Source organism: Cyanobium sp. Alchichica 3B3-8F6 (assembly GCF_024346435.1).
In the GTDB taxonomy this organism is placed as follows: domain Bacteria; phylum Cyanobacteriota; class Cyanobacteriia; order PCC-6307; family Cyanobiaceae; genus Cyanobium_A.
Map to the genome: position 1 here is coordinate 1 of NZ_JAGQCZ010000030.1, position 8,853 is coordinate 8,853.

12 protein-coding genes and 1 pseudogene are annotated in these 8,853 nt (G+C 63.1%); 10 read left to right on the plus strand and 3 right to left on the minus strand.

Annotation, left to right across the window (positions count from 1 at the left end):
- Both KBY65_RS13625 and KBY65_RS13630 read left to right on the plus strand, forming a co-directional pair.
- Positions 1–644, plus strand: a pseudogene (locus KBY65_RS13625) (transposase); the annotation flags it as partial.
- Between the two features lie 29 nt (positions 645–673).
- Positions 674–1,873 carry an ATP-dependent RecD-like DNA helicase gene (locus KBY65_RS13630; RefSeq protein ID WP_255001953.1) on the plus strand — a complete coding sequence of 400 codons (1,200 nt, stop codon included), beginning with the start codon at positions 674–676 and terminating at the stop codon, positions 1,871–1,873.
- Here the strand turns inward: KBY65_RS13630 and KBY65_RS13635 are convergent.
- From KBY65_RS13635 to KBY65_RS13650, 3 genes are all read right to left on the minus strand, one after another.
- Positions 1,860–2,189 (minus strand): hypothetical protein, encoded by a 330-nt coding sequence (locus KBY65_RS13635; protein WP_094561415.1) that lies wholly within the window; start codon positions 2,187–2,189, stop codon positions 1,860–1,862. The genes KBY65_RS13630 and KBY65_RS13635 overlap by 14 nt on opposite strands.
- 396 nt (positions 2,190–2,585) lie before the next feature.
- Positions 2,586–3,278 (minus strand): hypothetical protein, encoded by a 693-nt coding sequence (locus KBY65_RS13645; protein ID WP_254987643.1) that lies wholly within the window; start codon positions 3,276–3,278, stop codon positions 2,586–2,588.
- Between the two features lie 149 nt (positions 3,279–3,427).
- Positions 3,428–4,099, minus strand: a complete 672-nt coding sequence (locus KBY65_RS13650) for a DoxX family protein (RefSeq protein WP_255001954.1) — start codon at positions 4,097–4,099, stop codon at positions 3,428–3,430.
- Between the two features lie 169 nt (positions 4,100–4,268).
- Here KBY65_RS13650 and KBY65_RS13655 point away from each other — a divergent pair, with 169 nt between their 5' ends.
- The 8 genes from KBY65_RS13655 (at position 4,269) to KBY65_RS13690 (ending at position 8,463) form a co-directional block, all read left to right on the plus strand.
- Entirely contained in the window at positions 4,269–4,472 is a 204-nt protein-coding gene (locus KBY65_RS13655) for a hypothetical protein (RefSeq protein ID WP_315860090.1), read from the plus strand.
- 223 nt (positions 4,473–4,695) lie between these two features.
- A complete protein-coding gene (locus tag KBY65_RS13660) occupies positions 4,696–5,409 on the plus strand; it encodes a lysophospholipid acyltransferase family protein (RefSeq protein WP_094561380.1) in 714 nt (237 codons plus the stop codon).
- A 22-nt stretch (positions 5,410–5,431) separates the two neighbouring features.
- Positions 5,432–6,274 (plus strand): alpha/beta fold hydrolase, encoded by an 843-nt coding sequence (locus tag KBY65_RS13665; protein ID WP_255001955.1) that lies wholly within the window; start codon positions 5,432–5,434, stop codon positions 6,272–6,274.
- Positions 6,275–6,383: 109 nt separating this feature from the next.
- On the plus strand, positions 6,384–6,569 hold the full coding sequence (locus KBY65_RS13670) for a hypothetical protein (protein WP_094561382.1): 186 nt from the start codon (positions 6,384–6,386) through the stop codon (positions 6,567–6,569).
- Positions 6,566–7,159: a MarC family protein gene (locus KBY65_RS13675; protein ID WP_255001956.1), complete on the plus strand. Its 594-nt coding sequence runs from the start codon at positions 6,566–6,568 to the stop codon at positions 7,157–7,159. The genes KBY65_RS13670 and KBY65_RS13675 overlap by 4 nt, the downstream gene beginning before the upstream one ends.
- Before the next feature lie 58 nt (positions 7,160–7,217).
- A complete protein-coding gene (locus KBY65_RS13680) occupies positions 7,218–7,436 on the plus strand; it encodes a hypothetical protein (RefSeq protein WP_094561384.1) in 219 nt (72 codons plus the stop codon).
- Between the two features lie 368 nt (positions 7,437–7,804).
- Positions 7,805–7,963 carry a hypothetical protein gene (locus KBY65_RS13685; protein ID WP_158217072.1) on the plus strand — a complete coding sequence of 53 codons (159 nt, stop codon included), beginning with the start codon at positions 7,805–7,807 and terminating at the stop codon, positions 7,961–7,963.
- Complete coding sequence (locus KBY65_RS13690; protein WP_255001957.1) at positions 7,963–8,463, plus strand: thermonuclease family protein; 501 nt, start codon at positions 7,963–7,965, stop codon at positions 8,461–8,463. Before KBY65_RS13685 ends, KBY65_RS13690 begins: the two co-directional genes overlap by 1 nt.
- Positions 8,464–8,853 lie beyond the last annotated feature (390 nt).

Sequence of the window (8,853 nt, forward strand, 5' to 3'; positions counted from 1 at the left end):
CACGCGGCCTGCAGCAGCTGATCGAGCTGGAGCTTGCCGCCTTCCTCGGTGCGGACTGGCACGAGCGCACGGAAGAGCGTCTCGGCCACCGCAACGGTTACCGGCCCCGCACCCTGACCACCCAGGTGGGGGATCTCGCGCTGCAGATCCCAAAACTGCGAGCCGGAAGCTTCCTGCCCACGATCCTCGAGCCCCGCCGCAGGGTCGATCAGGCCCTGTACGCAGTGATCATGGAGGCCTACATCAGTGGCGTCTCCACCCGCAAGGTCGATTCCCTGGTGGCGGCGCTGGGTTCCCAGAGCGGCATCTCCAAGTCGCAGGTGAGCCGTATCTGTCAGGACATCGACCAGCAGGTGCAGGCGTTCCTGGGCCGGCCGCTGGAGAGCAGCAGCTACGCCTACGTCTACCTGGATGCCACCTACCTCAAGGGGCGGCTGGGCAAGGCCCTGCAGGTCTGCTCCCGCGCTGTCGTCGTCGCCATGGGTGTGAACGAGGACGGGCGCCGGGAGTTGCTGGGCAACTCCTGCGGAGAAGGCTTCGCCTACAAGGTGGGTAACAGTGAGAGCGAGCCCTTCTGGGCGGAGTTCATCTCCCACCTCAAAGAGCGGGGTCTGGGTGGCGTCAAGCTGGTGATCTCTGCCGCCTGCAGCTGGCGGCCAGTCAGAAAGCTGCGGTGGAGCAGGCCCTGGCCAGCAAACTGTTGGTGATCACGGGTGGGCCCGGCGTGGGCAAGACCACCTTGATCAACGCGATCCTGCAGATCCTGGCGGCCAAGAAGCTGCGCATCCAGCTCTGCGCCCCCACCGGCCGCGCCGCCAAGCGGATGGCGGAGGCCACCGGTCTGGAAGCCAAGACCATCCACCGGCTGCTGGAGTTCGACCCGGCCAGCTACGGCTTCCGGCGTGGCGCCGAGCTGCCTTTGGAGTGCGACCTGCTGGTGGTGGATGAGAGCTCGATGGTGGACGTGCCGCTAATGGCCTCGCTGCTGGCCGCCATCCCGCCGGAGGCGGCGCTGCTGCTGGTGGGGGATGTGGACCAGCTGCCCTCGGTGGGTCCGGGTCAGGTGCTGGCCGATGTGATCGCCAGCGGGGCCGTGCCGGTGACGCGGCTCACCGAGGTGTTCCGCCAAGCGGCCAGTAGCCGCATCATCACCACCGCCCACGCCATCAACAGCGGCACCATCCCCGACCTGCGTGCTCCAGCTGACGGGGCGAGCAGCGATTTCTATTTCCTGCCGGCCGAAACGCCCGAGCAGGCGGTGGCCCTGATCCTCAAGGTGGTGGGCGAGCGCATCCCGGCCCGTTTTGGCTTCGATCCGGTGGGCGAGGTGCAGGTGCTCTGCCCGATGGCTCGCGGCGGTTGTGGCTCAAGGTCGCTGAACATCGAGCTGCAGCAGCTGCTCAATCCTGATCCCGCCGAGCAGGTGGAGCGCTTTGGGTGGCGGTTTGCGCCGGGCGACAAGGTGATGCAGATCGCTAACGACTACGAGAAGGAGGTGTTCAACGGCGATGTCGGCACCATCGATGCAATCGACAGCGACAACAGCGAACTGAGCGTGCTGTTCCCCGCCAGCGAGGCTGGTGTCGCCGGCAGCCGGGCGGTGATCTACGGCTGGGGAGAGCTCGACCATCTGGTGCCGGCCTACGCCTGCACGATCCACAAGAGCCAGGGCAGCGAATACCCGGCGGTGGTGATCCCGCTGCTCACGCAGCACTACGCGATGCTGCAGCGCAACCTGGTGTACACGGGCCTCACCCGCGGCAAGCAGCTGGTGGTGCTGGTGGGCCAGAAGAAGGCCCTGGCCATGGCGGTGAAGAACCACCTGGGCCGCAGGCGCTGCACCAAGTTGGCGGAGTGGCTCAGCGGCTCTTGATGCAGTAGTTTCCGGATGAATACCAGCCCAACGGGCAGGACTTGCCGGTTTTCTGAATCGCCTCGCGGTCATTGCTGGGGCTACTGACGCAGTAGTTGCCCGAGGAGTAGAAGCCCAACGGACAGCCCCCGCCCACCTTCTCAATGGCGCCGCGGGTGTTGCCACCGGAGCTGGGCACGCAGTAGCCACCAGAGATGTAGTAGCCGAGGGGGCACCCTCCCACTTTCGGCAGGGGCTGCACCGGCTGCTGAGCTAGGGCGCTGCCGGTGAAAAGCGTCCCGATGGCGAGGGCAAACAGCAGCGAAAGGGGAGCCATGGTGAGCTGGTTCAGAGCACCAGATTGGCGCCATTCCGCAGCCGGCGCAGTAGCCATGCAGGGGCTGCATTGAAAGGCTGCCCGTGCAAACTCCAGCGATGGCAAGCAAGGCTCTGCTGGTTGTAGCGGCATTGACGGCCCTGGCCTGGCCGCCTGGTGGAGCTGCCCAGGGAGTTATGGCCACGGTGCTGTCGATCGGTGACGGCGACACCATCCGCGTACGCCAAGCCGGCAAGGCCGTCACCGTGCGGCTGGCCTGCATCGATGCCCCTAAAACCGCCCAGAGTTTTTACGGCCAGCAGCCCGCACTGATCTGCAGCAACACCTCCCCCTCGGCCAGACCGGTCTTTACCGCCATTGAGTGGAGCGGCGCCATCATTGGGCGGCTCGGAAACATCAGGCCGCCCAGGGCGGAGCTGGGAAGACCGTCAGACAGTCCTCCACCACAAGGGTGTGGTCAGCCTGGCTGTCAACGCGAAAGCGTCCCCAGGTCGCCATCGGTTCAGTGCTGATCACTCGAAGCGGCCAGTCGAGGCGTTGACCGCCGTAGGTGAGCCCCACACAGGTGAGGCTGGCATCGTCGCCCAGCAGGCTCCAGAGCACGGAGAGTCTGCTGCGCTCGTAAGGCGCCGAAGCCAACTCCTCGGGGCAATCAGCGATCGAACCCGGCTGCAGGCTGAGGCGAAGGTCGCGCTCCCAGCTCAGAAAAGTGCCGTCTTGCGTGGGATAAAACCAGCAGGTGGCATTGCTCAGCTCGCCCAACGCCACGCGATCGAGGCACTGCAGGCTTGTGGGCTCCTCTGGTTCACCTTGGTAGACACCGAGCCAGTGGTGCTGTGGCTCGATCCGCAGGATCAGGGCATCACACAGCATCTCGGTGCCATCGCTGCTGCGGCGCTGCTCACCAGTGAGGCGGCCATCGACAGGGAGCCCGCCCAGGTCGGGGTGATCGGCGCCCCGATTGAAGATCCGCAAGGAGAAACCGGAGGAGGGTCCTAAAGCCTGAGCCACCTGAAGATCCTCCAATGAGGTGTTGGCTTCTGGCAGCAGCGTGGCCGGGGCTACCACGAAGATCAGCGGTGGGGTCATGGCGACAGAAGGTATTCAAGGCATTGGCCTTGGAGGGAGGCTCGATTACGGCGAGGATCCCTCCCTCACTCTGATTGGCGCCACTGGGTTCTGGGGGGCCAAGTCGGTGGCCCCTTAGCGAGGGAGCATCGGCGCCAGCGCTGGTTGGCTCAACCCCGGGACCCTGAGTTCACGCTGATGGGGATGGCGCGCAGCTCGCCGGCTTCCACTGAAGAGACACCAGCATCAGAGGCAGCGGATTCACTGAGGTCAACTAGCAACACAGGGATGATGCCAGCATCAAAGGAGAAACGACCGGGGCCGTTGAACAGCAGGGCGAGGCTGCCGCCGAGATAGAGGAGCACCAGCTCCAGCACATAAATGTTGAGGCCGGCGGTGGAGATGTGCTGATAGGCCGCCACCGTCATCGTGCCGCTCAGGGCCAGGGCACCCACGGGCGTGAGCAGGCCAAGGATCACAAGCCAGCTGCCGATCAGCTCCGAGTAGCCGGCGGCGTAGGCGAAGAACAGCGGGAAGGGCAGGTGCAGCGAGGCCACATAGGTGTTGGCGAACTGCTGGGGATCGGCGAGCTTCTCCTGGCCATGGTGAATCATCAGCCCGCCGATGCTCAGGCGCAATAGCAGCAGACCGACGGAAGCAAGCAAACCTGGGCGCTGCAGGTAGGCGCGGACGGCAGGCGCTACTGCCGCGAGCCCAACCAGAGGTGCAGATCTAGAGGCGGGAATGTCAATCGCGACGAACCTGTTCATCGAGAAGAACCAAAGGGCGACACAGGCGGCCATGAAGCCGCCGAACAGTTCGAGCAGGGTGTACGTGGACATGGGGTGGGGTCGTTTTCAAAATCATGGCAAGCTTCGTTAAGGAACGTGAAGCGCCACGGGCACCAATGCCATCCCGGTCACGGCGTGCCTTAAGGGCGGCGGCTCGGAGCCCCAGACCTCACGGACGCTCCGCCAGGCCGCCAGGATGTAACTAGTTCGTTACAAACCGATGACTACAGGCGAGCTGTTTCTTGAAAGCCTGAGCTCCGGGGTGATCACCCAGGCCGAGATCGACTGGCTGTTGAGCCTGCAAGATCACCTCCCCAGGTCTGAGCAGGCGGCGATTCAGCGGCTGGGCCGCTTGCTCGATCAAGGGCAGATCCAGCTGGGCTGCCGAGTCGCACCGCACCTGCAACGCACCGCCAGGAGCTGAACGAGTGGATCGAACCGCTGGTGAGGCGGCGCAGATCCTCCCTGGCCTGAACCGCCTGAAGCAAAACGGCACGACAGTGCGGTGATCCGCCAGGCTTGACGCTCGCACCGTCCCATCTCTTGATTCAAAACTATCTGATACAGGAGATCCTGCAGCCCCGGCAAAAAGAGGAACTCGGCAAACACACTCCGATCCCACCACCGAGAGTGGCAAGACAGCAAGCATGAAACGCACTATCCCCTTGCAACTGTCTCGCAGCCTGCTTGAAGCCGCTCGAGTTTCAGCGTCGTTGCATCATCTTGAAAGAATACCCACCAGAAATAGACTGCTTATTGTCAGCAACCATCGCAGCCTGCTAGATGCTCCCCTGCTGATGTCGGCAATCAGTCGCCCCGTGCGATTCGTCTGTCACTATTACATGAGCCAGGTGCCGCTATTGCAGCAGGCAGTTGCGCTGATGGGTGCCTTTCCACTCGAGGCTGATCAGCGAACGCAGTCGTCGTTCTTTCAGCAGTCGGCCAGGTTTCTGCAAGCCAATGAGGTGGTGGGTGTGTTTCCTGAGGGTGCGGATCCGATGGTGAAGGTCAAACCCCCCCAGCAGCTCAGCCCGTTCCATAGGGGCTTTGCCCATCTTGCCCTGAGGGTGCCTGTGGATGGCCTGGCGATCCTGCCGGTTGCGATTGCTTCAAGGGAAGAAAAGCAGGGAAGGCTTGCTCCGCTTGCCTTGTTTCGGCGCTTCGATCCATCGGAAGCATTGTTTCAACGCGATGGCTGGCACTCTGCAATCCTTTATCGGCATGTTGATGTTTTCTTTGGCCATCCTCTGCTGATCGATGAGGGTTGGAAATCTCGGTACTGCGGCAGCAGTGGAGCTGCTCTAGCCCGAGAACTCACCCATGCCTGTTGGAGCCAGATCGCGGAAATGTTGGCCCAGTGAGACTGATCAGTCCTCCCAAACCATGAACATCACCCCCAAGTCCCTGCGGCTCATCGCTTGCACATCTGCAACACCGTCTCGGCCGCTGTTTGTCTTTTTGCCGGGCATGGATGGCAGTGGTGCGTTGCTTCAACCACAGGTTCCTGGACTCAGCAGTGGCTTTGACATTCGCTGCTTGTCCATTCCCCCAGACAACCTCAACGGTTGGGACGAGTTGACCGAGCAGGTCGCCGCTCTAATCCAGATTGAGCAGCAACGGCATCCTGGACGAATGACTACCGTTTGTGGTGAATCGTTTGGTGGTTGTTTGGCGTTGAAATTGTTCACGCGCTTTCCGAAGCTGTGTGATCAACTGATTCTGGTCAATCCCGCCTCATCAGCGCAGTGTCAACCCTGGATCGGTGTCTGTAGCTCTTTGACTCAGCTGCTGCCGGCACCGATTTACCAGCTCTCCACCTTAAGCCTGTGCAATCTGCTGATTCAATCCCATCGGGTCAGCAGGTCAACACGGCAGCAGCTGCTGACTGCCATGCAGGCTGTGAAGCCTCAAAGCGCTGCCTGGAGATTGGCATTGCTCCGACAGTTCCGCCTGGAGGATCTTTCCCTTGATCGCGTGCGTCAGCCTGTTTTAATCCTGGCCTCAGAAGCGGATCGACTCCTGCCTTCCCGAAGTGAAGCGAAGCGATTGTCACGCTTTCTTCCAAACACCACAATTGTTTACCTTCCGGATAGTGGGCATGCCTGCCTTCTGGAGGATCAACTCAATTTGTCTGCCATTCTCAAGTCGCAGGGTGTTTGTCCTGACCTATCGCTGTCCACGTTGCCGGTGAACGCGCCAGCCCAAGCGGCTGCAGCTCTCTATTAGCACACTGGGTGTGGGTGAAGCCTGCGACACCAGTGGAGGGAACCGTGCGGGAAACCGGCCGCGCCTCGCATGCCCACCGCTTAACGTTTCGTAATACTGCCTAAGAATCATGCTGGATTCAGATCTCAGCCGCCTGTTCGTTGTTGAGACCCAGGCCAGAGCCATCGATGCCTGCAACGACGTGGCCGAGCTCAGACGCATCGCTAAAACACTGCTGACGGCCTGGCATCTGCAGACCGACATGACGCGGCGCTTTGGCGCCCAAGCGCTGGGCATCACTCCGCCATCGCCATGAGCCTCTCCACTCTTGCGGTAGGTCTGCTGGCCCTAAGTGACCCGGTGGGGTTGCTCAGCGTCGTGGGCCAGGCCGGTGCCGGGAGCGGTTCCCGTCTGCAGCGGATCAGTCGACTGGCGGTGCTCACTTACCTGGCTGTGTTGCTGGTGGCCTGCTGGTGGGGATCGGACCTGCTTGGGCTATTCGGGATCAGCCTGCAGGCTTTCAGGGTTGCTGGTGGCCTGATCCTGCTGCCTTTGGGGCTGAGGTTGCTGGAGGGGCGGCCGGCGCTGCTGGGAAGTGCCTTGGCGGATGATCCGGCAGCGGCGATTGTGCCGATCGGGGTGCCGTTGATGGCAGGTCCCGGCACGATCTCACTGGTGGTTGCGGAAGCTCCCGACGCCTGGACCGGGCGACTGCTGGTGAGCCTGGTGATCTGCGCCATGGCTATGGGGCTTTACCTGTTCCTGCAGCTCACGCCGCGGCTGCGGGGCTGGCTTGGTCAGACCCGCGAACGGGTGCTGCAGCGCTTGATGGGTCTCTTGATCACTGCGGTGGCGGTGCAGATTTTGGTGAACGGGCTGAAGGGCTGTTTCCCTATCCTTGCTTGAGAGGGGCTCGGAAGGACTGAGAATGAGCCTGGCCAGTTCCTGATCTCTCCTCAACACCATGCCTGCTGAAGTGGTGATCGAGGGAACAACGCTGCGATTGGCAAGACCCAGCGATGTCGCCGTTGTGCGGCGTGTTGCGGCCCATTTCCAGCGCCGCATCGCTGAGGACGACTGGCGCCCCTACCGGAGCAGAGCGGATGCGGTGCGGGCCTGGACCCGGCTGGGGGGCATCCGCCTCCAAGTGATGCAGGCGCTGAGTCTGCTGAGCGAGTCGTGAACGTTCGCTGCATCGCAGACACCAGCCGCACCCGATCTCGCAGGTGGTGCTGCACGGCCCCAGTGATGGAGCGACCCAGAGAAGGCGCTGGAGTGCTTGCCGGCTTTACAGCGGGGAGTGGAGCGGACCTGGCATCACGGGCACGCACGCAGGACAGCAGCCTGGCGGGCAGGACACTGCTGATGGCAGTGAGTAGCAGCGGCACCGGCAACCGGATCATGACCAGCCCCGACTGCCTCAGAGCCGCTGTTGCTCACCGCCGCAAACTGCCTGTGATGGGGCGACCAGCAGAGCGAGCACCAGCCCAGATCGGACGGGGAGCTGCGCACCGCCCAGCCGGCTACCGGGTGATGGTGAGCCCCAGAACCATGACTGACACCACGACACCCCTCCCAGCAATGGGCTCGCGCTGCTGGCGCGATCTGATCAGCCCCGAGACCGGAGCCAAAGTGCTCAGCCTTGCGGCCGAGACGCCCAAGGAGGATCCGATGGTGGAATTAACCTACGACGAAGGCGGCAGCGGCTAGTGGCCGCCCTCGAGCTGCTGGCGCAGCGCGGCGATGGCCTTCTTCTGATCCCGCATCACCGACATGGCGCTGATCTCCAGCCGCTCCGCCGCGGCCGAGAGGTCTCCCTCGAAGTCAAAACCACCGATCGCTACGGCCGTTCTGTGACCGAAGTGATCAGTGACACCAACATCAACCTAGTGCTGGTGGAAGACGGCCAGGCCTTTGCTTACCGCCAGTATCTGAGCGGCTGCGATGCCAAGGAGTACCTGGATGCCGAGCACCGGGCGAGTCGGCGCCGCTATGGCATCTGGCAGGTGCCCGGTGGCATCACCCGCCCCTGGGACTTCCGCCGCGGACGCCGTTCAGTCGCCATCCCTGATGGCACCACTCCCGGCGGGCGCCGCTATCGCTGCGGCGAAATCAGCTTCTATGACCGCGGCCAGGAGCTGCTGCGCCAGGGGCATACCTACCTGGATGGCAATGGTGATGGAGAGGCCTGCGAAATATTGCGGCGCTGAGCAGCCAACAACAAGCAGCTGCGCAATAGCGGTGATCGCGACGCCGCCGCTCGGCTGATGGTCGAGGCGCTGTATGTCGGCTGCCGAGTGGCCGGCTACGAGCCAGTGCTCGCCTGGCTCGAGAAGGCCCACCAACGGCAGGGGCTGTCGCTGGCGGCGCTGCAGCAACGCTTCCGGCTGCCGCCCCATCGCCCCCACCCGCCACAACGCATTTCCCAACACACGCTGCAGAGCTATGACGACCTCCTTGCCCTCCATTCCGCGGCCCCAGGCGGCGGAAGCCGCCCTGCCGATCCTGTTGCGACAGCTGCGGTTGGCATGGATCCGCTGCCACTGGCAGAGCATCGCCTCGCAGGCTGAGGGCGAGGGCTGGAGCCACAGTCAGTTTCT

What these genes read in the sequence shown, in the direction of transcription:
- KBY65_RS13635 (WP_094561415.1), bottom strand. Translation starts at nt 2,189, where the DNA reads ATGGCTCCCCTTTCGCTGCTGTTTGCCCTCGCCATCGGGACGCTTTTC.
- KBY65_RS13680 (WP_094561384.1), top strand. Translation starts at nt 7,218, where the DNA reads ATGCCTGCTGAAGTGGTGATCGAGGGAACAACGCTGCGATTGGCAAGA.
- KBY65_RS13675 (WP_255001956.1), top strand. Translation starts at nt 6,566, where the DNA reads ATGAGCCTCTCCACTCTTGCGGTAGGTCTGCTGGCCCTAAGTGACCCG.
- KBY65_RS13645 (WP_254987643.1), bottom strand. Translation starts at nt 3,278, where the DNA reads ATGACCCCACCGCTGATCTTCGTGGTAGCCCCGGCCACGCTGCTGCCA.
- KBY65_RS13660 (WP_094561380.1), top strand. Translation starts at nt 4,696, where the DNA reads ATGAAACGCACTATCCCCTTGCAACTGTCTCGCAGCCTGCTTGAAGCC.
- KBY65_RS13665 (WP_255001955.1), top strand. Translation starts at nt 5,432, where the DNA reads ATGAACATCACCCCCAAGTCCCTGCGGCTCATCGCTTGCACATCTGCA.
- KBY65_RS13650 (WP_255001954.1), bottom strand. Translation starts at nt 4,099, where the DNA reads ATGTCCACGTACACCCTGCTCGAACTGTTCGGCGGCTTCATGGCCGCC.
- KBY65_RS13685 (WP_158217072.1), top strand. Translation starts at nt 7,805, where the DNA reads ATGACTGACACCACGACACCCCTCCCAGCAATGGGCTCGCGCTGCTGG.
- KBY65_RS13655 (WP_315860090.1), top strand. Translation starts at nt 4,269, where the DNA reads ATGACTACAGGCGAGCTGTTTCTTGAAAGCCTGAGCTCCGGGGTGATC.
- KBY65_RS13670 (WP_094561382.1), top strand. Translation starts at nt 6,384, where the DNA reads ATGCTGGATTCAGATCTCAGCCGCCTGTTCGTTGTTGAGACCCAGGCC.